We start from the raw sequence: 21,340 nt of genomic DNA, 5'->3' as shown, positions 1-21,340 counted from the left end.
TCAGGATCCTCATTGCAACTCTCTCTCTTACAGCAATCCCCTCGTGGGCACAAATGATGAGTCCCACGATGATGGGCACAGGCTACTGGGGTGCTAATCAGGGCTGTTCCTACCAACAACGTCCGGCCCAGGCGATGAGTTCCGAATCGGATGAGATTCAGGAATTGCGTCTTGAGATCAGCGAACTAAAACAAGAGATCAGCGAGAAAAAGTCCGAAAAGAAGAAATTTGACCGTGAATTAAAACGCGCGAAGTCTGATATCACGAACAACCTCTCTGAGGAATATGCTGAAGTTCTGATGGCCCACATGGATAGCTCCCGCCGCTGTTCTGAATATGTCAGTGAACCCCAAAATGATAACCAGGAGCCCGCGGTCACTGGCGATATTGATGAATCCGGTTTGGAATTTTCAGATGATGAATCATCAGAAATGGCCGAGTCTGATCGTCCGGCGCCCCCCCAAGGAAAAGGAATGCGTCCTCCCCGTCGTCAACGATCGGAATCCCGCGGAGCCAATGACAATATGCTGCCCGTGCAGGTGTTCACTTCAGCGGAGTGGAAAAAGTACTGCGATGCCGGTCGCGCCGGAGCGGTGTTGACTTCTGTTTGTGATAATTCCACATATCGCGCCAACGGTTCCCGCGCCAGAACCTCCACATGTAAATCGGCCATTGCCAGCTATAGAACCAACTCAATTCAATCGACCAAAATTCAATCAGACATCGAAGATTTGAATCACCAGATTGAACGCCTGCAAGAGGATATTCAGGATGCCCGCCAAGACGAATCCACAGAGGGCACTGTTTGCACGGAGTGTATGGCAAAGAATAACAACTACAACTATCAACAACCTCAATCAAACACAGCAAGTCTGGTTGCGAATGTGGTGACAGGTGCTGCATCCATGTATGCGGGATACAAGACCAATCAAATGGTCACAGATGCCAACGCAAATCTCGGTTACCCCACTCAGGCAAGCTTCGGATATCCCTATATGATGCAGGGAATGTACGGCGCTTTAAGCAGCGGTTCCGGCCAAGGCGGGTTTGGTTGCGGGAACTCGATGATGGGCGGCCAGGGCATGATGGGTGCGATGAATGGGATGACCGGCATGAACTCCATGTACGGAATGATGAGTGGTGGAATTTACACCGGCATGGGTTCTCCGTACGGGATGAATGGCATGTCTGGGATGAATTCGATGATGGGCCTGAATCCATCAATGATGTATGGAATGAACGGTATGAATGGCATGAACAGTATGTACGGTATGAGTGGGATGAACTCGCAATATTCTGCGATGGCATCAATGCAACAACAGATGGCGATGCTGAACTATCAAATGAGCATGATGCAATCCTACAGCGGTGTTTATGGAAACACCGGTCTTTACAACACGGGCTCAACTTATATTTCCCCGACCGGTCTTACCACAGCCACCACCACTTTGCCCGGCGGGGTCATTATGGGATCCACATCCAGTGGTTACACTTTACCCAGCAGCTATTTAAACACCTATACTTCGCCGTATACAAACACCTACAACAGCGGCATCACCATCCCCGGAGTAGTACCCGCCCCGACAAGCTCGACAACACTGACCGGAACATCGGTCATAATGGGAACCGGCAGATAGAAACGAAAAAAGCCCTCTTACGAGGGCTTTTTTGCATTTTGAATATAACAAAAGAAATTAGAAAGACTGAGTTCGGGCGACACCGCAACGATTGTAGGCCTGAACCGTAAACGTGGACGATGTCCAGTTGCTTGGCCACGATGATGGCGCAAGGCAGTTATAAGCCACGCCACCAATGCTGCAAGATGTATTACCAACACCCGCCCCGTTATCAAAGATGTAAAGAGCTGACGAAGACGCTGCGGCCTTGTTCAAAGAGAATGTAGGTGCAGAGTTCTGCTTCAAACTGCAAACCTCTGTGACGTAGTCTGAAGAATAGGGATTGCTTACAGAAGGACGAAGGCTGATTTTAACGCCGTTGCCGTCAAGATAAGATTTCGTGGTTGGATTATACAAATAGATGCGCAAATCCTTTTGAGAGCTCAAATCAGACTTAACCTGCAAAGACACATAGAAGTAACTTCCACTTTGCGTGATTGTTCCGATGTACGCAGCCGTAACCGACGTATCATAGATTACCCAATAATAGCTGCTAAGATCGCTTAAATTGGCAGGCTTGGAAATTTTAAGAGTGATGTTTTGACCGGCCGTCAACACAATCGGACTGCCACTGGATGGATAATAGATATCTCCAGAATAGCCGTCCGCTGCAACTGTATTGCTTGCTCCATCTTCAGAAGCACCCGGAGCACAGTTTTGAAAGCTTACCGCGACAGCAGCCAATGCCACCACAGTACCACTTGCTACCAGAATTTTTTTAATAGATTTCATACGTTCTTCCCCCCGGGCTGCACTAACGTCATCGGCTAATTTTGGGAATTTCCTAAATAGAATTCGCTATTTCTTGCAATATCCCAGGAAATTCCACGTCTCATTTTGAGACCCGTTAGTCGAGCAAATCAAAAATAATGATGATCTCCACGGTCCTTCAACAATCCCCCCCTAGCATTAACATATGGGGCCCGAGTTGAGGGACTCGCAAAGCCCCCTAATTTCAAAATCCAAAAAGGGAGATATTATGAAAATTTCCAAAAAGATCCTCATGACCGCTGCATCCATTATCACACTGCACTCGACATCCTTTGCCCTGGCTCAACAATCCGAAAGACCTCGCGGCGGCGGCCCCAGCGCCGAACAAAGAGCCGCGTTTCAAGCCTGCGCCGAAGCTGCGGGTATGGAACGCCCCGAGCCCGGCCAAAGACCGACAGCCCCCACTGAAGAGCAAAGAACTGCCATGGATGCTTGTTTAAAGGAAAAAGGCATTGAACCACCGACTCGCTTTGGTGGTCCTGGTAGAGGAGAAAGACCTCCACGCGAATCAGCAGGAGTTCAATAAAGCGAAAGGCCCCATCCGGGGCCTTTTTTTTTACTTCACGCCGGTGAATCTGATTCCCCAGCTTGTCAGTGTACCGGTTCCACTGGCATTAACCAGTTTGATCGTCCACAATCCAGAGGAACGCTCTTGATAAAAGGCATTCGACAGAAAGACTTCATTATTATAGTTCGCAACAGTCGTCAGAGTGTTGTGCATGTTTACGATGATACTACGCATGCCCGACGGAGAAGTTAACTCAATAGCCACTTTTGATAAATCCGTGTGCGTGACCTGAAGACGAATTTGTACGCTTTCAATTTTTACATCCTGATCGGTGCCCACTGTAATGCTTCGGGTATCGGTCACACCAGCAGCACTCCCCGCAGGAATATCCAAACTCAACCCCATAAATGACAACCAAGGACTCTCGAAGTAAGTGCCCAGTGAAGTGCTATAGGATCTTGCCATGGCAACAGCTGCATCCACGTTTACTTTGCCGAAACCATACCAGTTGTGAAACTTAAATCCGGCACTATTGGTCTTCCAAGGCAACTCCCAAGAATAGCCCGACGGAACCGACGTCCCCAATGGATGAGAAATTGAACCCGTTGTCACGTAGTCCATAGGCACGGCCGTTTTTGCCAAAATGTATTTCACATCCCGCCAAGTCAGGTTGGGGTTGGCTTCCAACAACAACGCTGCGACACCAGATACCGTCGGCGCAGCCGAAGATGTTCCGTTGAAAGTCGCCGTATAATTACAATTTGTATTTGGCGAACTTCCATTCTGAAAAGGAACTGTCGTCGAGCTTCCAGTGTAGGAAAATCCATTACTGCAACCGGAGCGATCTGTCGTCACCATCGCGGGATTCGTATAACCGAACTCCCCACCAAAGCCCGAAATCCAAATGTTCGCACCGGGCGAAGAATAGCTGGAAGCATAACCTTTGGCGTTCAAAGCCGCCACCAGGATTTGGTATGGGTTTGTATTGTCCCCGTCCAAATTCGAATTACCAACACAAGTACTGCTTGAATTGTCATCGGATGCCGTATGATGGCATTCAGTCGTAAAGAAATTTCCCGCCGCCTTCACCAGAATCGCACCTTTGCCGCTGCGATAGCTGGTCACAGCTGTCTCCAATTGAGTTTCATAAGCAGCATATACTTCTGGCAACGAGTTCTGATCCACGCCCCAACTCATATTCAGAACATCGAAGTCCGTGCCAGTGGCCTGATCAAGAATCATCGCATTGTCTTGAGTCACGGCACAGCTTAAAAGATTTGCAATACTTAATTGCGCTTTTGGAGCCACTCCGCGCGACCCCACCCCATTGCCACCGGCTGCGGCAATAAGCCCGGAAACTGCAGTTCCGTGATCATCATAAGCAGATAAAGCTGGATCGGCATTCGGACAATCATGTGGCGCAGCTGTCGCGAAATCATAGGGACTCCCCGTGGTATAGTCCCGAGATCTAAGTTGTACAGTTTGAAAATTTGGGCTGAGGTCCTCATGAATATGCTGAAGACCATCATCTGACACACGAACCTTTACGCCATTCCCCAATATCCCCGCAGACCACGTCGCACGCAAATTTAAATCCACGCCACTGGTTCCACCATTTTTGGACAGGCCTTTTTGCCCACAGTTAGCCAAGTGCCACGCATAAGAAAACAACGGGTCACCGCCATCATTAAAGCACGAGTCGGCCAGCTCAAAACCGCTGCCATTGCAGTTCACCAGCAACGTACTCAAAGTCACGCTGCTTAAAGCCAGAAGGAAAGCTGATAGAATCTTTTTAGTTCTTAACACGGTTGCCACTCACAATCTCTAAATCAGCTTTTTCAACACGCTTGTCTTTTTTTAAAAAAGTAACCAGTTTGCTTAAATCGAAATTCTGTAATGACGATGTAACAAAAAACAGGCGGAGATGGGGGAATCGGTTTACAACATTCAGTCCGTATTCCTTTTCAATCTGACCAATCTGTCTTGCATCCTTCAACTTCACTTCAACCCGGCCAGGAATGACGCCCACTTTTCCGGCGTTTTCGTTAAAGACCACCATAGGAGCTGCCAGCGAAAAGTTTCTCTCGTCACCGAGCATTGCAGAATCCCTGATTATCGCATAACCCGCAGCCAGCCCCACAACCTCATCACCTGGCTCCACATTTACTTTTGGAACCGCACGAACCCCCGTCCATACTTTCCAAGAGGAACTTCTAAAAAGATAATTTCCTTTTAAATCCCCGGAATCAGGTTTTGCGAATTTAGGATGAGCTTGAGGACGTGCCAGTTCACGCGGAACAATTTCCCGAGACTGCATCTGAGCCGGGTCTTCTTCGGCGACAGTTTGTGATGGCGACGGCTGCACTGCCACCGCCTGTTGAGATGGACTGCTCACGTTCGTATTATTGTCGAGATTCGAAAGCTTCTCCGTTTGAACATCCAGAGACTTGCCAGTGTTTTTAGCCAGGGTCGATACGCCTTCACGCTGACCTTCCCGAAACAGAAAGGCCGCCACAAGTGCGATTCCTAAAACAATAAGACCCTTTTTCATAGGTATCTTATCGGTATAACCATTTGATAACTCGAGTTAATTGTTCTTGCTCATGACCCCGACCAGCTGACTGACTCGAGTCATTAAGTTCCCTAAATTCCGTTTCTCATCGCTACTGAACTGGGACCACATTTGACTGATGTTTTGATTATAAACTGGCAGGACTTTATTCATTAGTTCCAGACCTGAGTCTGACAAAACAATGCTGTATGAACGACTGTCCCCCAACTTTTGACGGGAATCAATCCATCCGACCTGTTTCAAATTCGAGATGATGGCTGAAATCGTCGCATTGGTAACCCCCACCGCCTTGGCTGTCTCTGTTGGAGTCATCCCATCGGGACTATTATAAAGAAGGTTCAGAATGATGAATCTAGTGGTGGTTAGTTTGTACTCCTGAAAGAACTCTTCCAGAGCCGTTTCAAAATCAATCGTCAGCTTGCTCAGTAATATATGTAATTGCATATCCTCTGTCATAAATTCCTCTCCAGTGCTTATAAAGAAATTCTAGACCCTAAATGTTGCAGGATTGTGGAATTCGGGAACTAACGACTGTCTAACATTTTTCGTCCGACTTGGCCGATGTTCCAAATCGAGACACTCAGATCAAAATAAACGCAGGCATTGGGTGGCCCCGGATGGCACGGACCTTGAGTATTACCCAAGTGAGACGTTTTTTTAACAAAGAGGGATGATATGAAAACGAAAACAATTCTTACGGTTCTTTTGATGGGTATGACATTATTCTTGGCCAATTGCTCTAAGAGCAATTCTTCCGGTTCATCTAATACTGCAGCTAACTCCTGCGGAACTGGATACGCTTACGTAACTAATAAAGGCTGCTTGCCAACAGCTCAATGTACTAGCATGGGTTACGCTGCAAACTTTGGTTATGACTACTCTACTAATATGTGTGTGGCTGGTACTTACAGCACAACAACTACGACTGGCACTCCAACTTGTAACGGTCAATCAGGTTATGTTCTGGTGAATGGAACTTGCTTGCCGGAGGCTGGTTGTACTCAATACCGCGGTCAAAACGGTGTGGCTTTCTTCGGGTATAAAATCAATTCTTACGGTCAATGGGCATGTTATCCACAAAACTACCAAGGTCAGTGGTTTAACTAAGACCTCGCTGACACAAACAAGGTCAGCGGTTCCCCTCAAACCAAATACTTTGGGCCGACCCTCATAAGGTCGGCCGTGTCATTTTAAAAGCCGGTCCCGGCGAATTTTAAAATAAATCAAGTAAGCGACAATCAGGACATTCACTACCGTGATGCCCACTTTCCACCAGGCAAAACCCTCGATGAGCTTCAAGATCTCAAATGGCAGATAAATGCCCCCGGAAACAATTGCCAACCACTCAGCCCAACTGCGTTCATTCCACAATCCATAGGCCTCGACAAATCGCAATGCTGAATACGCCAATGCCAACAGAGCCAGCTGCCGGAGTATTTGACTGTGTTCCTTCAGCGCAGTGAATATCGACTTATAAAAATGATTGTGCTCCACTCCGAGGTAATGGGAGACCTGCACACCCACTCTTTGAATGTCCTGTCCCATCAAACTTAGAATTCCGATACTGACAAAAAGCACCGCGATGCCCTTGACGGCCTCGATGGAAGCAATCAATTTAATTCCACTCATAGCATCACGCTGCCTGTATCCGCGTATTTTGACAAGGAAGAAGCTACACAAGTGCGAACTGATTTTAAAATTTGTACTATCAATCCATGGATGCAGAAGCTTCACGCGTTCTCAATTTCTGGTTTGAAGAGCTAAATCCCGAACTCTGGTTTGCTAAAAAGCCTGACCTGGACCGGGAGATTCTTCAAAAGTTTTTGGGAACCTACAGAAAAGTAGAACGATGCGAGACATTTCGCTGGCGAGCAACGCCTCGCGGGCGTCTGGCTGAAGTTATTGTTCTGGACCAATTCTCTCGTAACATTTTCAGAGATACCCCGGAGGCCTTTAAAAACGACGGCCTCGCTTTGGCCCTCTCACAGGAGGCGATTGCAACCGGGGACGATCAAAAACTGGATCGTGACGAACGAGTCTTCCTGTATATGCCATTCATGCACAGTGAATCAGATCTGATACACCAAGAGGCTGTACGTTTATTCTCTCAACAGGGCCTTGAAAACTCCCTGGAGTATGAACTGGAACACAAGATCCTTATCGACAGGTTCGGCCGCTACCCCTATCGCAATGAAATATTGGGACGGCCTTCAACCAAAGAAGAGCTGGCTTACTTGAAAATGCCGGGCTCGGCCACCTTTTAGGCGGCCTTTTTACCCACGACTTCCACAGCGATATTATTGACCATCAACTCAAGGTTGCTGGCTTGGGCAGACATTTCTTCTGAAGTCGCAGCCGTTTCCTCTGCCGCAGCCGAGAACGCCTGAGTTTGTCTTTCCAACCCCTCCATCGATTTGTAGATGGATTGAATTCCTTCTGTTTGGTCACGAGTGGTATCTGCGATTTCCTTGTTCAGGATGCTGACTTTTTTCACAGAACTGACGATCTCATTTAAGACTTCATCACTCTTTTGTGCCAGATCCAGAGAAATCCTTGTTTGATTCACGTTGCTGGTCACAACCGCTTTTACTTCCTTGGCCGCTTCCGCAGATTTTAACGAAAGTGTACGAACTGCATCCGCCACCACGGCGAAACCACGACCCTGCTCCCCGGCCCGGGCAGCTTCCACCGCTGCATTCAAGGCCAGTAGATTTGTCTGAAATGCGATGTCATCAATGATGTCCATCGCCGAAGTGATTTCCTCAGAGATCTTGGACATGGCCGTAATGGATTCCATCAGACGACGAATCTCATCAGCGCCCGTGGCAGCCCCTTGCTCCGAACTTTGCGCAAGACTCGCAGCCTGGTTTGCGCGCTCCTGATTGGCACCAACCACTTCGCTCAGCGTACGCACCGCACCCAGCGTGTCTTCAATTTTTGCAGCCGACTCAACGGATCCTTGCGCCACGTTCTGACCGGCACTGGAAAGCATGTTTGATGCTTCCTTCACTTGCTTGCTGGCATCGCTGGTATCAACAACCGTACGAGTTAAGAACTTCATCAATTTATTTGAAAACATCGCAAAAACCGCAAAGGCGATGAACGAAGCCAGACCGAATCCGATCATGACTTTCAAGCGCACTGCCGCGACCATTTTTTCAACGTCATCCACATAGACGCCAGTTCCAACCACCCATTTCCAAGGTTTGAATTGTCTGACGAAACTTATTTTAGGAACCGGATGAGGCGAGCCTGGTTTCGGCCACATATAATTCACGAAACCTTCCGCCGCAGGTGTTTGCGCCATCAACGCAAACTCTTTGAACAAATGCACTCCGTTAGGATCCTTGATCCCGCCGGCATCTTTACCATCCAACTCTGGCTTAATTGGATGCATCAACACATTCGGGCCAAAATCGTTGATCCAAAAATATTCACTGCCGGCATAGCGATACTCAGAGATCGCCGCAAGCGCCAGCTTTTGCGCCTCTTCTTCGGTGATCTTCTTATCCTCGAACTGCTTGTAGTATCGTTGGATTGTATTGGAGGCGAGATCAACGGTATTGTGTAACATGACCTTGCGATCCTCGTACATGTTGTCGCGAACCATCGGCATCAAATAAAACAACACAATCGCCCATAGGGGAACCAGCGCTGCAATTAACAATGCCAGTGTTTTATAGCGATAACTTCGCCCATTCCATATACGTACACTCATTTCAGCCTCCAAATTAACGCTAAAATGATCGGGTGTTTCCACCCGGGGCTTAACAAGCTTGATTCGAAACTGAGTTTGTTCCATATTTTCTATTCAGGAGATCATACATATGCCACATATACGTTTTCGCGGAATGAAAGCTGAGCAAGTTGCGAATTTAAGCCAGACCTTACCACAGCAACTGGCACCTTCGATGGAAACAAGTGAGGACAATTTCTCATTTGAACTCATCAACACTCAATATTTCATTAAAGGCCAAAGCGGTGGTGAGTATCCCTTCGTTGAGGTTCTTTGGTTTCAAAGGTCCCAAGAGGTGCAAGATAAAAGTGCAATGATCATCACTGAAAAAGTAAAAGCACTATGTCCTCAAGATGATATCGCCGTTATCTTTATTCCTCTCGAAAAAAAGAATTACTACGAAAACGGCAGTCATTTCTAATTGCTAATGAATCTTTCTTAATTTGATAATTCTTACCGCTCTTCAATAAAGTCAGGTCTTTAAAACTTACGTAATAAAGGTCGGATTATGAGCGTTAAGATTCCTCTTTCGCCCATTCCTGTTTTGAATTTTGTCTCTGGAAAATTCAAAGCTGGAACGGGTTCTAAAATTTCTATTCACTCCCCGCACAATGGGGCCTTGATTGGCGAAGTTCACCAATCTTCCTCTGAAGAGGTTCAAACTGCCATCGCAGACGCACGCAGAGCTCAGAAAGAATGGGCCGCGACACCTATTAAAGAGCGTACGAAAGTTCTATTCCAGCTTCGTCAAATTCTATTGCGCGACATCGATGAAATTTCTCATTTAAAAAGTTCAGAGTCTGGCAAAACTTTTGCGGAAGGAAAAGCCGGTTTGATGAAAGGCATCGAGGTTCTGGAATTTGCAACATCTTTGCAAAATCTGGATGTCGGCGGAAAGCTGGAAGTTTCCCGGGGTGTAAGCTGTGAGTATCGCAGAATGCCTGTGGGAGTTGTGGCCAGTATCACGCCTTTCAACTTCCCAGCGATGGTTCCCTTCTGGACAATTCCAACGGCACTCGCCCTGGGCAATGCCTATATTTGGAAGCCCTCTGAAAAGACACCGCTGACTTCGATGAAGATTGCCCAATCACTGCAGGAAGCCGGTCTTCCGGATGGCATCTTTCAAGTTCTGCAAGGCGGTGCCGAAGTGGCGCAGTCCCTTCTGGATCACCCGGATGTCCAGGCTCTTTCTTTTGTCGGTTCAACACCAGTGGCCCGCGCGGTCTACGAGCGTGGCACTAAAGCCGGCAAACGCATTCTCGCCCTTGGCGGAGCAAAAAATCATATTGTCTTGCTTCCAGATGCAAATCCAGAAATTGCTGGCATCGGGATCAGTGACTCCTTCACCGGATGCGCAGGTCAACGCTGCATGGCCGCGGCTGTTGTGCTCGCGGTTGGTGAGGTTCGTCACCACATTCAAAAAATTATCGACCGTGCAAGCTCCCTGGAACTTGGCAAAGACATGGGAGCGATCATCAGCAAGGCGCAAGTCAAATTCCTGCATGATCAAATTGCAAACGCAGTCGCCGAGGGTGCAAAAATTCTTCTCGATGGCAGAAAGGCCTCCCCGCCCCCAGGTATGGAGCAAGGCAACTGGATTGGCCCTACAATTCTGGATTACGTGTCGCCACATCAGGAAATTTCCAAACTTGAACTCTTTGGACCGGTTCTTTGTATCGTTCGCTGCAAAGATATTTCAGAAGCCATGAGAATCGAGAACTCTTCACTGATGGGCAATGCCTGTTCGGTTTTCACTTCTTCCGGCGCATTGGCCGAAAAAGTGATTTCTATGGCAAGCACCGGAATGGTCGGAGTGAATGTGGGCGTCCCCGTCCCACGGGAACCATTCTCTTTCGGCGGTATCAATCAATCCAAATTCGGTCATGGCGACATAACCGGAACTTCTTCTTTGGATTTTTGGTCAAACTTAAAAAAAGTCACAGTCAAATGGGACCAACAACACGACAATAATTGGATGTCATAATGAATGAACTGAAAAGATCACCTCACGTTGTTTTAACTTCTCACTCCAGCCATGTGTTTAAAGAAAGCCTGCCGATCAAATGGGGCGCCAAATCCTCCAAGGAACGCGGTCCCGTCGTGGGCTCTTTGACGGATTCGAAAAAACGCAATGCCATCGGCACACATAGCGGCAGCTACACGGTCTACCGGGCTTTATCTGTGGCCCAAGGTCGCTACTCTACCAATCATCGTCCAGACTTGCACAACACTGAAAGCCCTGTGAAGATCGGACCTTTTCCTTCTTGGTATGACCCTGACAAAATCGTGTCACTGGATCCGTGGGGTTTTGACATCCCGGCACATTTTCAGGAAGCATACGGTTGTGGCTACGATGTGCGCCCAACTATTGCCGTCACTCAGGCTCGCCTGCAAATTCCCGAGATCACAGAAGCCTTGGAAAAAGGTCGTCTGAAAATTGACGGCAAAATAATCACAGAAAACAAAGACGTCAAAGTAACCAAGGTCGCCATTGAACCGGTATGGTACCTGCCCGGTATTGCCAAACGCCTGAACGTCGATGAAGGTGATTTGCGCAAAATTCTGTTTCAGGAAACTGGCGGCATGTTCCCAGAGTTGGTGACACGCCCGGATTTGAAAGTGATGCTGCCACCTATCGGATCCACGACTGTCTATATTTTTGGTGATCCCAAGGATCTGGCAAATCCCGAAATCGAACTGACTTGCCGGGTGCATGATGAATGCAATGGTTCCGATGTTTTTGGATCTGATATTTGCACATGCCGTCCCTATTTGATTTACGGCATCGAGGATGCGGCCCGTACCGCTCAACGAGGTGGAGTTGGTATCATCGCCTACTACCGCAAGGAAGGTCGTGCCCTTGGCGAAGTGACCAAGTTCCTGGTTTACAATGCCCGAAAACGCCAAGTTGGCGGAGACTCTGCTGCCACTTACTTCCATCGCACAGAATGTGTCGCGGGAGTTGAGGATGCCCGTTTCCAGGAGTTGATGCCGGATATTTTAAACTTCTTTGGAATTACAAAAATTCACAATCTGCATTCGATGAGCAACATGAAATACGATGCCATTGTTAAAAGTGGTATCTCGGTCGTGAATCGAATTTCAATTCCCGACTACCTAATTCCTGCCGATGCCCAGGTCGAAATTGAAGCCAAGAAAGCCGCCGGATACTTTAGTCAGGGCATGCAGAAATCCGTTCACGAACTGGCCATGGTGCAAGGAAGAGGTATCGATGAGCAACGTTAGTTATGCAATGGAGGGCGTGGATTTTCTTCTCTCTCCACAAGCCGTTCGCCACAGTGCTGAGCAAATCCTGGAGCTGACGCAAAAAGGTCAGACTCACTTCAACTATCATCCGGAAAAGATGAACGGTGTGGTCAACTACGTCCTACAGGTCATTCGTGAAAACTATCCGGAACTTGATATCCCCTTCCATTCACGTTGGGGGCACTTCAAGGCTGGGCACGTTGATCGTGCCTCTTGGTTGCGTAAGCGCATTCAACATTTGGATCCGATGGAGCAGGCCCGTATTAAATTGGACCTGGTCATTCCTTCTGTTCTCCTTGATGCCGGAGCCGGCAATATCTGGTCATTCAAAGAAGAAAGCACCGGCAAAATCTTTCAGCGCTCCGAGGGCTTGGGGATTGCCAGCTATTACTTATTTATTATTGGTTATCTTTCTGATGATCTGGATGAACCGCTTCAGGCGACCGATCTGGGCCTTAGAACCTTAAGCCGCGAAGCTCTGTGCAAGATATTTCAAGTATCCTCTCGGAATCCACTGGTTGGCGTCGAGGGACGTCTGCAGCTTTTGCACAACTTAGGCAAGGCCGTCTCAGAGAAAAAAGACATTTTCCCGTTGGGACGACCTGGCAGCATGGTCGACTACCTGGATGCAAAATATGGCAAAACCGTCACCGGGCCGCAGCTTTTGCGCGCAGTCCTTGATGGACTTGGTGATATCTGGCCGGGTCGCATGCAAATGAATGGCGTCAACCTTGGGGATACCTGGAAGTATCCAAAGATTTCCGGAGGAATGGCTTCGTTCCATAAACTATCCCAGTGGATGACCTATTCCTTGATGGAACCTTTGATGGAGGCTGGTTTTAAATTGACGGACATCGATCAACTGACCGGTCTTGCGGAGTATCGCAATGGCGGCCTGCTGTTGGATCTGGGGCTGATCACTTTGAAAGATCCCTCAATGGCTGAAGAAATCCACACTCCTGACTCTGAAATCGTCATCGAGTGGCGTGGTTTGACAGTGAGTTTGCTGGATCGAATTGGCCAGGCTGTGCAACGAGAACTTAAAAAAGACTCCACCGAATTTCCATTGGCAAAAGTTCTTGAAGGGGGCACCTGGTGGGCGGGTCGCAAAGCGGCCAAAGACAAACGCGCCGACGGATCCCCTCCCCTGCGCATTCAAAGTGATGGAACTGTTTTTTAATTTATTCTGAGGTTTTTTAAATGCAAACACGTATGAAAGTTATCAATCACCCGCTATTACGACACAAATTGGGTTACCTGAGAGATCGTAACACCTACTCCCATGACTTCCGTGAGCTCGTTAAAGAGGTTACGAAAATTCTGGTTTACGAAGCCATGAAGGATTGGTCCCAAATGGAAAAGGTCAACATCGAGACACCGATGGCCCAAGCCACGGCTTATCGCATCAGCAACCCACCTATCGTGGTGTCAGTGATGCGCGCCGGAAACGGAATGCTGGATGCGGCCCTTTCAATGCTTCCTTTCGCCAGCACAGGTTTCATCGGAATTTACCGGGACAAATTTATCAACAACACGGTGGAGTACTATTTCAAAATGCCCCCTGATGTATTGGGCAAAGAAGTGTTTTTGTGCGATCCCTTGATTGCCACAGCTGACACCATTATGGCCTGCATCGACCGCTTGAAAAGCTATGGCGTGGGTAAAATCAAGGTTCTTAGTATTCTGGTCAGCGAAAAAGGCCTTCAAAAAATCCAACATTTTCATCCTGATGTCGAAATATTGACTTTGGATATTGAAACCGAGATGAATGATATGGGATATTTGATTCCGGGCCTGGGCGATGCCGGAGACAGACTTTTTCAAACTAAGTAGGTGCGCATGAACTCACAACGACCTCACATCATTGGCGTGGCTGGCGGCAGCGGCTCCGGGAAAACATTTTTCGCCCGGGAGCTGCAAAACCTGCTGGGCAAGGACCACTGTAGTATCCTGTATCAGGATAACTACTACCACGATCAATCAGCACGTTTTGACGGCGATGGAGGTTCTGTTAATTTCGATCACCCGGACAGCCTGGATTTCCCTCTACTGGCGCAGGGCCTTCGCACTTTGAAAGATGGCAAAGCCCTGTCTGTACCAATTTATGATTTCGTCACACACACTCGCAAAATTGAAACAGAAAGTAAACACCCCACCCGCATTGTCCTCGTGGATGGAATTCTGATTTTACACTCCCCCGAAGTTCGGGCCGAATTGGATGAAGCCATCTATTTTGACACTCCTGAGTTCATTCGGTTTGAACGCCGTCTGCAACGCGATGTTCAAGAACGAGGCCGCACTCCTGAGGGAGTTCAGAAACAATTCGACCTCCAAGTCCGCCCCATGCACAATATGTTTGTAGAGCCTTCCAAGGCCCACGCTCATAGGATTATAAAGGACCATGAAGACTATCACCGGGCCCTGGCACAGGTTCGCCTGCACTTGGCAACGAAGTTTAACATCTAGAGAAAGCGGTTTATGACACCACAAAATGAAATGCATCGAACTTTAGGATTTATTCCCGTATTTTCCTTGGTGGTGGGAACCATCCTGGGCACGGGGGTCTTTTTAAAGGCAGCGATCATGTCTCAGTACCTGGGTTCTGCTACCTGGGTTCTGATAGCTTATGTTGTGGCTGGATTGCTTTCCTTGGCCGGAGCCTTGACCTACGCAGAAATCGGAATTCTTTTTCCCCGCGCTGGCGGTGAATACGTTTATTTAAAAGAAGCCTTTGGCGAGATGCCTGCGTATCTTTATGGTTGGATGCGCTTTTGGGTGGGAGCACCTGGGACCATCGCAGCCTATGCAGTGGGAACAGCAACATTTGCAGCTCCCATTATGAATCTGGAGTGGATGGGCGGATTGAAGGGATTTGCGATCGTGCTGATTGTTTTCTTTTCTGGCCTTAACTGCATGAACGTCAAACTGAATGGACGCTTGGCGAGCTTCATGACCTTCCTAAAAATCGCCATGTTGTTATTTATTATTGGCGGCGTTCTGATTTCCTCCACCACTGGCAGCAACGAAAACATTATGGCTTCGGGTTCCGTATTCCCAGGATTCAGTGCATTTGGGGCAGCCCTGCTGGCAGCTCTGTGGGCTTATGATGGTTGGAACAATATGCCCATGGTCGCAGGAGAAATTAAGAATCCTTCCCGCAACATTCCCTTGGCTTTGGGGTTGGGCGTATTGGTGATTCTGGGCCTATACGGCGCCATTCACTATTGCTATTTCTATGCACTGCCGTTTAATGAAGTCCTGACTTCCAGCTCTAAGACTCATCCTAATGCATTGCCAGTGGCAGCCAAAGTTGCTGAAACTTTCATGGGGCCTTCTGGTATTTTATTTTTGGGAATCGCCATGATGTTTTCAGCCATCGGAGCAATGAATGGTTCTATTCTGACCAACGCCCGCGTGCCTTACGCAATGGCTAAGGACGGATTGTTCCTGCCGGCATTGGCCAAGCTTCATCCAAAATCTGAATCTCCATATATCGCCATTTTGGTTCAAGCAGCTTTGTCCATCGCCCTTGCACTGACGGGATCCTTTGATCAGCTGACAGACTACGTGATCTTTGCTTCCTGGATTTTCTATGCGCTGGTAACTTCATCTGTATTCAAATTCAGAAAGACCATGCCGAACGCACCCCGCCCTTACAAAGCCCTGGGATATCCGGTGGTGCCGGTGGTGTTTTTAATAGTGGCAGTTTTGTTACTGATTAATACACTGATGACAAGCCCACAAGAAAGTCTTTGGGGTCTGTTTATTATCGTGCTGGGTGTTCCGGTTTACTACTTCCAAAAGAAAAGATCCCTGCGCCTGCCAAAGACTGTCACTTTGTAAAGTTCGGTTTTAGGCCTCGGGTTTGTTTCTCATATGATCAGCCAAATTCAAAAGCGAGTGTAACAGCTCGCTGCGAATGGGCTCTTGAATGCCCACATCTTCAAATGCCATAACCATGCAAAGCATCCATTGATCGCGCTCTGATTTTCCGATTGAAAAAGGCAGGTGTCGCGCACGCAGACGTGGATGTCCGAAGCGCTCCTGGAATAGGTTAGGGCCCCCCAACCAGCCAGACAGAAACATAAAGAGTTTTTCTTCTGAACCCCGCAGATTTTCTGGATGCATTTCCAGAATCCCTTTGGCTTCAGGCAAGGTCGCCATAATTTCGTAAAAACGTTGGCAGACTTTTCTAAGGACCGGCTCACCGCCGATCATTTCGTACATTTTCTGTTCTTGAGACATAGCTTCACCGCACTCCCATTAGAGGAACTCGGCGGTGAAACTACTATTTTAACGCATTGGACGCAACTAGTTCATCACTTCAATTTCAGCTGTGGCTTCCACAGTTTGCCCATCGCTCATATGACCGTAAACAGTCAGATAGCCTGGTTTCGCCATTTGCCCAAAAGGAACGGCTCCACACTTCATGTTGCAGAATGTCTGCGCTCTCTGCCCCGGTTGGATATTTTTCGCAAGGCCCAAATCAGCCAAAACTTGCCCCGTGTACGAACAAACGTAGCCCGTGTCGCCCGTTGTGAAAGTCAAACGAGTTGGATAGAAGTTTTGTGAAGTTTTGTTGGTCACATAAAGTTCAGAAATGCTCACATGAGGTGCTGACAGATCCTGTTCACGCCCGGCATTCATCGCCGTACAACTCGTACCACGACCTGGAATCGGATAAAGGTGATTGTTTGTTTCAAGAACGATCTCGCCCGCATTCACTTGAGCCGTTACACTTAAAGTAGCCAATAGAATCAAAAACGCTTTCATATAATCTCCTTTAAAATCACTTAACCGCTCATCATGTTAAACTGCAAGCTTCGATCAATGCGCCAATTTTACAATCCTGAAAGATTAATAGCTTGCCCATCAACTCGTAATGTTTAACATTGCTTTTATGAGTACTGAAAACAAATGCCCGCAATGTGGTTCCGAAAATATCTATGAAGATGGCAATCTTTGGATTTGCCCTGAGTGCTCCAATGAGTGGACGGCGCAATCTGCAGCCGCCGAAATCAGCGAAGACAATGCAGCCCATGTTATTAAAGACGCCAATGGAAATGTTCTTCAAGATGGCGACACTGTTGTTGTCGTAAAAGATTTGAAAATCAAAGGTTCCTCTTCCGTAGTTAAAGTGGGAACCAAAGTAAAAAACATTCGCCTGCAAGATGGCGGCGATGGTCATGATATTTCCTGCAAAATCGACGGCTTCGGCGCGATGAACTTAAAATCAGAATTCGTAAAAAAAGCCTAGCTAAAACAAATAGCCCCCCCGGAACTCAACCGGGGGCATTTCTTTTAGGCCATCTTTTCCAGATCACCACCGCAGCGGGTGTGAACGATTCGACGGCGCACTTCTTTTTGCGCCAAATAAGTCAAAGCCTCACTCCAGTCTTTAGCCGGCACGGCATGAGCAATTAAATCCTGAGCCCGCTTTAAGACCGCCATTTGCTCTTTGCTAAATGTGATCGTCAGCGTGACGGATTCGTCTCCGTGGATTTTCTGTTTATTCTCTACAATGATGGGCAAGGACAAAGCCTGACATAAAATCACTTCGGTTTGCTGTTGAGTGGTGCTCTCAATGCGGCTCAAAAGTTCTATCTTTTCTTGAACATCTAATTTTCGATCTTCTATTTTTTGAACAGTTCGCACGGCCTGCTGGAATTTCGACAGCTGTGATAAGTTCAAAGAACCACTTTCGATCTTTTGCGCCACCTCCGGAACTTCACGCAAAAGGCGCGCTGCTTCGATTCGTCTGATGGCGGCCGAGGGGCTATATCCAAATGCTTCGATCAAAAACTCATAAAGACTTGGATAGGCCTTCTCCAAGTATAACTTTCGCGCATCTATTTCTGCGATGCACTCCAATACCAGGTGCATGATCTTTCGCTCGGTCTGCACCAGCTTTCCGAAGCGCGCAAGCAAATCGACATTCGACAAGTAACCAATTTTAAAAGCAGTGTCCTTCATTTCTTACCTCCGTAGCGGGTATGGAATTGAAGGAACCATATCACGACTTTTTGGGACCAGAATTTGGGTCTTTTATAAGACCAGAACACAATGGAAGAACGCTTGTGAATCGGATTTAAAACACTCTAAAAGACCCACGGCTGCGTGATTTTACAACCAACATCAACGGTCGCGATGTGGAAATTTTATTTGAATGTTAGCTCTGTGGTGCACGCTGAAAACACCCGCAAATGAAATTTTATTACAAATAATTGCTGGTTCGTTCGCCGCGTATTTTACTCAGACGAAGCCCCCACCACCGCAGCGGGTGTGAAACGAATCCCGGCTTCCCATTTTATTCTTTTTTAGTAAGGCCATTCATATTGAATTGGCCTTTTTCGTTAAACGGCAATCTGATTCCTGAAACTTTAGCTTCACCCAGAATTTCATAACCCACATCCTGCCCGCTTAAAACTTTAGTGATGCCATCAATCGCTTTTAGGAAGCTCACCGGCAATGGTAGTTCCACTTGAGAAGTCTGCCCCGCTGGAATCGTGATCAGTTTATCTGTCGTGGCTTTGGCAAATTCTTTTTGATCCAGCTGAACCTCATAGGTCAACTCTTCGACTTTAAGATCAATTTTATTGGGATTCTTAACACTCAAAACAAAGACCATGGTTGTCGATAGAGGTGTGGTGTTTTGGAAGTAAATGTTTGCCAGATCAATTTCCGGTTTTTGCCCATAACGATCCTTAAAGTAACTGCAACCACTCAATGAAATCGCCATAATCAAGATCACGAAATACTTCATACGCACCTCTGCTGGATCCACCCTGTCAGCTGATTTCTCTTTAGTCAAGATGCACCAAGGGAGCCCAAGTCCTTCAGTTCTGGAATCGGCTCCCTTGGTCGGGACTGCATGGCGCTTCCCAATGGGAAGCTGGTTCGCGGCCCCTAGAAAACATCTTCATCTTCACTCATACGGCTCCCAGATTTTCTGGAAGAGTGTAAGTTATCTGTTCCTTTTTTCGTAACATCAGTGCGCGCTTCGCGTTCCACTTTTTCGCTGCCAGCTTTTTTATCAGCCCGGAAAGAGCTATCCCGTTCACGGTTGACTGATTCACGACTACTGCTTGCTTGTTTATTCTCGCGTGTTGCCATAACTGCCTCCTCTATCGTGCAGCTTTATTTTATGCCTGTTTAAGGCGTGTGAACCACCGACCGGACGATGGTGGGTGCAATTCACTTACTTTGCCCAGTCACATCGGAGACAACTCGCAATAGATATGAGGAAATACAGACACTCCATGAGCCCCAAAAAGAGTAGAATAAGAACGAGGTGGTTATGGACAAATCAAGAGAAAGCCAAGATTCAAACTGGGATGCTGTGACGTCAGCGGTTCATCGCCGCTGGGACAGAATTACGGACGAGGAGCTCAACTCACTGAATGAGAGTGCAGAAGCCGTCATTGATCTTCTGGCCGAGAAATATCACATCTCTCCGAAAGATGCCGAAGGACGCCTGCATGCCGCTGTTATGGAAGAAGAAGACCGCAGCCACTCTTTAAGTGAGATACGTGCGGCTGAAATGCGGTTTGAATCAGATGGGGGACGCGTGGTTCCGAGCTACACTGAATTTCACGAAACCCACGACATGAACAGAATGCGGGTCCATCCTGAGAACCCGCACTAGGTAAAACTAGCCGAACAGCTTTTTGCCGCCGCTGACTTTCAGGCCTTTTTCTTTGGCAATTTCACGAAGAAGTTTTTCTTCTTCTTTACCAAGCTTATCCGGGAACTCAACGCTGACATGATAGTAAATATCACCGCGACGGTTGCCGCGCAGTGAAGGCAGGCCTTCACCTGAAAGTTTCACGTTATCGCCATTTTCACAGCCCTTGGGGATTTCCACGTTTGCTTTGCCGGTTACCGTTGGCACTTCGACCTCGCCACCCAAAAGCATCTGGATGTAAGGAACAGAAATTTCGCCAATCAAGTCATCACCGCGACGTTCGAATTTGTTGTGAGGCTTTACGCGAATCTCAACATAAAGGTCACCCGGCTGGCCACCCATGTAACCGCCCTCACCTTCAGTCGCCACACGCAAACGAGTTCCTGTGTCGACACCTGGAGGAATGTTCAAGCGGATCTTTTTATGAACGCTGGTGCGCCCTTTGCCTTTGCAGGGTTTGCATGGATTCTTTACGACAGTGCCTTGACCATGGCAGGTTGGGCATGTCGAAGCCATGGCAAAGAAACCTTGCGAGCGCACAACCTGACCTGAACCACCACAAGTGTGGCAGGTTTCCGGGTGAGAACCCTTCTCTGCCCCAGAGCCGTTGCAGACTTTGCAATTTTCATCGGTATCGAATTCAATTTCTTTTTCAAGGCCCGAGATCACATCCTTTAGATTGATCTCAGTGACGTAGCGAAGATCAGAACCGCGGCGCGGTTCATTGCGATTGCGACGCTGCTGACGTTGACCACCGCCACCGAACAAATCACCGAAAATATCACCGAAGTGCGAGAAAATGTCTTCCGTATCCTGGAATCCACCGCCACCACCGCGGCCAGTGAATGCATCGTGGCCGAAGCGATCATATTGCGCGCGTTTTTGTGTATCACTTAGAACTTCGTAGGCACCGGCAGCTTCTTTGAATTTTTCCTCTGCCTCTTTGTTGCCGGGATTTTTATCCGGATGGTACTGCATCGCCATCTTACGATACGCTTTTTTGATTGTGTCCTGATCGGCGCCTTTTTCGACACCTAGAATTTCGTAAAAATCTCGTTTGGCCATGACTCGTCCATTTTCAACAATATGCGCTATGAATTAACGATTAAAAATATGGTGCTTTGTT

The 21,340-nt window shown here is 47.8% G+C and carries 25 protein-coding genes; 13 read left to right on the top strand and 12 right to left on the bottom strand.

Translation table 11 applies throughout. The annotated features are described in order from the left end of the window. The first annotated feature begins 53 nt into the window (after positions 1 to 53). Positions 54 to 1,637: a hypothetical protein gene (locus AAAA73_RS03630; protein ID WP_340596806.1), complete on the top strand. Its 1,584-nt coding sequence runs from the start codon at positions 54 to 56 to the stop codon at positions 1,635 to 1,637. A gap of 57 nt (positions 1,638 to 1,694) precedes the next feature. Here AAAA73_RS03630 and AAAA73_RS03625 read toward each other — a convergent pair whose 3' ends face one another. Then, entirely contained in the window at positions 1,695 to 2,408 is a 714-nt protein-coding gene (locus AAAA73_RS03625; protein ID WP_340596805.1) for a hypothetical protein, read from the bottom strand. A gap of 247 nt (positions 2,409 to 2,655) precedes the next feature. On the opposite strand from AAAA73_RS03625, the gene AAAA73_RS03620 reads away from it, so the two are divergent. Further along, positions 2,656 to 2,973 carry a hypothetical protein gene (locus AAAA73_RS03620; protein ID WP_340596804.1) on the top strand — a complete coding sequence of 106 codons (318 nt, stop codon included), beginning with the start codon at positions 2,656 to 2,658 and terminating at the stop codon, positions 2,971 to 2,973. 30 nt (positions 2,974 to 3,003) lie between these two features. On the opposite strand, the gene AAAA73_RS03615 is transcribed toward AAAA73_RS03620, so the two are convergent. From AAAA73_RS03615 to AAAA73_RS03605, 3 genes are read right to left on the bottom strand one after another with little or no spacing between them, the layout of a single operon-like run. Further along, positions 3,004 to 4,770 carry a S8 family serine peptidase gene (locus AAAA73_RS03615; RefSeq protein ID WP_340596803.1) on the bottom strand — a complete coding sequence of 589 codons (1,767 nt, stop codon included), beginning with the start codon at positions 4,768 to 4,770 and terminating at the stop codon, positions 3,004 to 3,006. Continuing rightward, positions 4,748 to 5,506, bottom strand: coding sequence for a hypothetical protein (locus tag AAAA73_RS03610; protein WP_340596802.1), 759 nt, complete (start codon positions 5,504 to 5,506; stop codon positions 4,748 to 4,750). Before AAAA73_RS03610 ends, AAAA73_RS03615 begins: the two co-directional genes overlap by 23 nt. Positions 5,507 to 5,542: 36 nt before the next feature. Continuing rightward, positions 5,543 to 5,983 (bottom strand): MarR family winged helix-turn-helix transcriptional regulator, encoded by a 441-nt coding sequence (locus AAAA73_RS03605; RefSeq protein ID WP_340596801.1) that lies wholly within the window; start codon positions 5,981 to 5,983, stop codon positions 5,543 to 5,545. A gap of 219 nt (positions 5,984 to 6,202) precedes the next feature. Between AAAA73_RS03605 and AAAA73_RS03600 the strand changes: the two genes are divergently transcribed. Further along, positions 6,203 to 6,634, top strand: coding sequence for a hypothetical protein (locus tag AAAA73_RS03600; RefSeq protein ID WP_340596800.1), 432 nt, complete (start codon positions 6,203 to 6,205; stop codon positions 6,632 to 6,634). A gap of 78 nt (positions 6,635 to 6,712) precedes the next feature. Here AAAA73_RS03600 and AAAA73_RS03595 read toward each other — a convergent pair whose 3' ends face one another. Then, positions 6,713 to 7,156: a DUF2127 domain-containing protein gene (locus AAAA73_RS03595; protein ID WP_340596799.1), complete on the bottom strand. Its 444-nt coding sequence runs from the start codon at positions 7,154 to 7,156 to the stop codon at positions 6,713 to 6,715. Positions 7,157 to 7,242: 86 nt separating this feature from the next. Here AAAA73_RS03595 and AAAA73_RS03590 point away from each other — a divergent pair, with 86 nt between their 5' ends. Beyond that, entirely contained in the window at positions 7,243 to 7,791 is a 549-nt protein-coding gene (locus tag AAAA73_RS03590) for a DUF924 family protein (protein WP_340596798.1), read from the top strand. On the opposite strand, the gene AAAA73_RS03585 is transcribed toward AAAA73_RS03590, so the two are convergent. Next, entirely contained in the window at positions 7,788 to 9,245 is a 1,458-nt protein-coding gene (locus tag AAAA73_RS03585; RefSeq protein WP_340596797.1) for a methyl-accepting chemotaxis protein, read from the bottom strand. The two genes, AAAA73_RS03590 and AAAA73_RS03585, sit on opposite strands and share 4 nt — an antisense overlap. A 109-nt stretch (positions 9,246 to 9,354) precedes the next feature. Here AAAA73_RS03585 and AAAA73_RS03580 point away from each other — a divergent pair, with 109 nt between their 5' ends. The 7 genes from AAAA73_RS03580 to AAAA73_RS03550 all read left to right on the top strand — a co-directional run bounded on the left by AAAA73_RS03580 (position 9,355) and on the right by AAAA73_RS03550 (position 16,373). After that, positions 9,355 to 9,684 carry a DUF1904 domain-containing protein gene (locus tag AAAA73_RS03580; RefSeq protein WP_340596796.1) on the top strand — a complete coding sequence of 110 codons (330 nt, stop codon included), beginning with the start codon at positions 9,355 to 9,357 and terminating at the stop codon, positions 9,682 to 9,684. Positions 9,685 to 9,771: 87 nt separating this feature from the next. Beyond that, complete coding sequence (gene mmsA, locus AAAA73_RS03575) at positions 9,772 to 11,247, top strand: CoA-acylating methylmalonate-semialdehyde dehydrogenase (protein WP_340596795.1); 1,476 nt, start codon at positions 9,772 to 9,774, stop codon at positions 11,245 to 11,247. After that, entirely contained in the window at positions 11,247 to 12,509 is a 1,263-nt protein-coding gene (locus tag AAAA73_RS03570; RefSeq protein WP_340596794.1) for a GTP cyclohydrolase II, read from the top strand. Before mmsA ends, AAAA73_RS03570 begins: the two co-directional genes overlap by 1 nt. Continuing rightward, on the top strand, positions 12,496 to 13,710 hold the full coding sequence (locus AAAA73_RS03565) for a DUF1688 family protein (protein ID WP_340596793.1): 1,215 nt from the start codon (positions 12,496 to 12,498) through the stop codon (positions 13,708 to 13,710). Before AAAA73_RS03570 ends, AAAA73_RS03565 begins: the two co-directional genes overlap by 14 nt. A gap of 20 nt (positions 13,711 to 13,730) precedes the next feature. Beyond that, positions 13,731 to 14,363: a uracil phosphoribosyltransferase gene (gene upp / locus AAAA73_RS03560; RefSeq protein WP_340596792.1), complete on the top strand. Its 633-nt coding sequence runs from the start codon at positions 13,731 to 13,733 to the stop codon at positions 14,361 to 14,363. 6 nt (positions 14,364 to 14,369) lie between these two features. Further along, positions 14,370 to 14,996 carry a uridine kinase gene (gene udk / locus AAAA73_RS03555; RefSeq protein WP_340596791.1) on the top strand — a complete coding sequence of 209 codons (627 nt, stop codon included), beginning with the start codon at positions 14,370 to 14,372 and terminating at the stop codon, positions 14,994 to 14,996. Positions 14,997 to 15,008: 12 nt separating this feature from the next. Then, entirely contained in the window at positions 15,009 to 16,373 is a 1,365-nt protein-coding gene (locus AAAA73_RS03550; protein ID WP_340596790.1) for an APC family permease, read from the top strand. A gap of 9 nt (positions 16,374 to 16,382) precedes the next feature. Here the strand turns inward: AAAA73_RS03550 and AAAA73_RS03545 are convergent, their stop codons facing one another. Together AAAA73_RS03545 and AAAA73_RS03540 are read right to left on the bottom strand one after the other, a co-directional pair. Further along, positions 16,383 to 16,775: a group II truncated hemoglobin gene (locus AAAA73_RS03545; RefSeq protein ID WP_340596789.1), complete on the bottom strand. Its 393-nt coding sequence runs from the start codon at positions 16,773 to 16,775 to the stop codon at positions 16,383 to 16,385. A 66-nt stretch (positions 16,776 to 16,841) separates the two neighbouring features. Then, the gene (locus tag AAAA73_RS03540) at positions 16,842 to 17,303 is read right to left on the bottom strand and encodes a hypothetical protein (protein WP_340596788.1); all 462 of its coding nucleotides are present in this window, start codon (positions 17,301 to 17,303) and stop codon (positions 16,842 to 16,844) included. A gap of 127 nt (positions 17,304 to 17,430) precedes the next feature. On the opposite strand from AAAA73_RS03540, the gene AAAA73_RS03535 reads away from it, so the two are divergent. Further along, positions 17,431 to 17,787: a zinc ribbon domain-containing protein YjdM gene (locus tag AAAA73_RS03535; protein ID WP_340596787.1), complete on the top strand. Its 357-nt coding sequence runs from the start codon at positions 17,431 to 17,433 to the stop codon at positions 17,785 to 17,787. 44 nt (positions 17,788 to 17,831) lie between these two features. Here the strand turns inward: AAAA73_RS03535 and AAAA73_RS03530 are convergent, their stop codons facing one another. The 3 genes from AAAA73_RS03530 to AAAA73_RS03520 form a co-directional block, all read right to left on the bottom strand. Beyond that, positions 17,832 to 18,503 carry a DUF222 domain-containing protein gene (locus AAAA73_RS03530; protein WP_340596786.1) on the bottom strand — a complete coding sequence of 224 codons (672 nt, stop codon included), beginning with the start codon at positions 18,501 to 18,503 and terminating at the stop codon, positions 17,832 to 17,834. 334 nt (positions 18,504 to 18,837) lie between these two features. Then, complete coding sequence (locus AAAA73_RS03525; RefSeq protein ID WP_340596785.1) at positions 18,838 to 19,293, bottom strand: LEA type 2 family protein; 456 nt, start codon at positions 19,291 to 19,293, stop codon at positions 18,838 to 18,840. Between the two features lie 143 nt (positions 19,294 to 19,436). Beyond that, positions 19,437 to 19,643: a hypothetical protein gene (locus tag AAAA73_RS03520; protein ID WP_340596784.1), complete on the bottom strand. Its 207-nt coding sequence runs from the start codon at positions 19,641 to 19,643 to the stop codon at positions 19,437 to 19,439. Positions 19,644 to 19,827: 184 nt separating this feature from the next. Between AAAA73_RS03520 and AAAA73_RS03515 the strand changes: the two genes are divergently transcribed. Beyond that, positions 19,828 to 20,175, top strand: coding sequence for a hypothetical protein (locus AAAA73_RS03515; protein ID WP_340596783.1), 348 nt, complete (start codon positions 19,828 to 19,830; stop codon positions 20,173 to 20,175). Positions 20,176 to 20,181: 6 nt separating this feature from the next. Here the strand turns inward: AAAA73_RS03515 and dnaJ are convergent, their stop codons facing one another. Continuing rightward, on the bottom strand, positions 20,182 to 21,279 hold the full coding sequence (dnaJ, locus tag AAAA73_RS03510) for a molecular chaperone DnaJ (RefSeq protein ID WP_340596782.1): 1,098 nt from the start codon (positions 21,277 to 21,279) through the stop codon (positions 20,182 to 20,184). Between the last annotated feature and the right edge of the window lie 61 nt (positions 21,280 to 21,340).

Source organism: Bdellovibrio sp. GT3, assembly GCF_037996765.1.
Taxonomy (GTDB): domain Bacteria; phylum Bdellovibrionota; class Bdellovibrionia; order Bdellovibrionales; family Bdellovibrionaceae; genus Bdellovibrio.
The sequence above is the reverse complement of the archived record's forward strand: the minus strand, read 5'-3'. Positions and strand labels throughout refer to the sequence as shown.

Excerpts from the sequence above, each read along its gene's own strand:
- AAAA73_RS03630 (WP_340596806.1), top strand. The coding sequence starts at position 54 with ATGATGAGTCCCACGATGATGGGCACAGGCTACTGGGGTGCTAATCAG.
- AAAA73_RS03625 (WP_340596805.1), bottom strand. The coding sequence starts at position 2,408 with ATGAAATCTATTAAAAAAATTCTGGTAGCAAGTGGTACTGTGGTGGCA.
- AAAA73_RS03620 (WP_340596804.1), top strand. The coding sequence starts at position 2,656 with ATGAAAATTTCCAAAAAGATCCTCATGACCGCTGCATCCATTATCACA.
- AAAA73_RS03610 (WP_340596802.1), bottom strand. The coding sequence starts at position 5,506 with ATGAAAAAGGGTCTTATTGTTTTAGGAATCGCACTTGTGGCGGCCTTT.
- AAAA73_RS03605 (WP_340596801.1), bottom strand. The coding sequence starts at position 5,983 with ATGACAGAGGATATGCAATTACATATATTACTGAGCAAGCTGACGATT.
- AAAA73_RS03600 (WP_340596800.1), top strand. The coding sequence starts at position 6,203 with ATGAAAACGAAAACAATTCTTACGGTTCTTTTGATGGGTATGACATTA.
- AAAA73_RS03595 (WP_340596799.1), bottom strand. The coding sequence starts at position 7,156 with ATGAGTGGAATTAAATTGATTGCTTCCATCGAGGCCGTCAAGGGCATC.
- AAAA73_RS03590 (WP_340596798.1), top strand. The coding sequence starts at position 7,243 with ATGGATGCAGAAGCTTCACGCGTTCTCAATTTCTGGTTTGAAGAGCTA.
- AAAA73_RS03585 (WP_340596797.1), bottom strand. The coding sequence starts at position 9,245 with ATGAGTGTACGTATATGGAATGGGCGAAGTTATCGCTATAAAACACTG.
- AAAA73_RS03580 (WP_340596796.1), top strand. The coding sequence starts at position 9,355 with ATGCCACATATACGTTTTCGCGGAATGAAAGCTGAGCAAGTTGCGAAT.
- mmsA (WP_340596795.1), top strand. The coding sequence starts at position 9,772 with ATGAGCGTTAAGATTCCTCTTTCGCCCATTCCTGTTTTGAATTTTGTC.
- AAAA73_RS03570 (WP_340596794.1), top strand. The coding sequence starts at position 11,247 with ATGAATGAACTGAAAAGATCACCTCACGTTGTTTTAACTTCTCACTCC.
- AAAA73_RS03565 (WP_340596793.1), top strand. The coding sequence starts at position 12,496 with ATGAGCAACGTTAGTTATGCAATGGAGGGCGTGGATTTTCTTCTCTCT.
- upp (WP_340596792.1), top strand. The coding sequence starts at position 13,731 with ATGCAAACACGTATGAAAGTTATCAATCACCCGCTATTACGACACAAA.
- udk (WP_340596791.1), top strand. The coding sequence starts at position 14,370 with ATGAACTCACAACGACCTCACATCATTGGCGTGGCTGGCGGCAGCGGC.
- AAAA73_RS03550 (WP_340596790.1), top strand. The coding sequence starts at position 15,009 with ATGACACCACAAAATGAAATGCATCGAACTTTAGGATTTATTCCCGTA.
- AAAA73_RS03545 (WP_340596789.1), bottom strand. The coding sequence starts at position 16,775 with ATGTCTCAAGAACAGAAAATGTACGAAATGATCGGCGGTGAGCCGGTC.
- AAAA73_RS03540 (WP_340596788.1), bottom strand. The coding sequence starts at position 17,303 with ATGAAAGCGTTTTTGATTCTATTGGCTACTTTAAGTGTAACGGCTCAA.
- AAAA73_RS03535 (WP_340596787.1), top strand. The coding sequence starts at position 17,431 with ATGAGTACTGAAAACAAATGCCCGCAATGTGGTTCCGAAAATATCTAT.
- AAAA73_RS03530 (WP_340596786.1), bottom strand. The coding sequence starts at position 18,503 with ATGAAGGACACTGCTTTTAAAATTGGTTACTTGTCGAATGTCGATTTG.
- AAAA73_RS03525 (WP_340596785.1), bottom strand. The coding sequence starts at position 19,293 with ATGAAGTATTTCGTGATCTTGATTATGGCGATTTCATTGAGTGGTTGC.
- AAAA73_RS03520 (WP_340596784.1), bottom strand. The coding sequence starts at position 19,643 with ATGGCAACACGCGAGAATAAACAAGCAAGCAGTAGTCGTGAATCAGTC.
- AAAA73_RS03515 (WP_340596783.1), top strand. The coding sequence starts at position 19,828 with ATGGACAAATCAAGAGAAAGCCAAGATTCAAACTGGGATGCTGTGACG.
- dnaJ (WP_340596782.1), bottom strand. The coding sequence starts at position 21,279 with ATGGCCAAACGAGATTTTTACGAAATTCTAGGTGTCGAAAAAGGCGCC.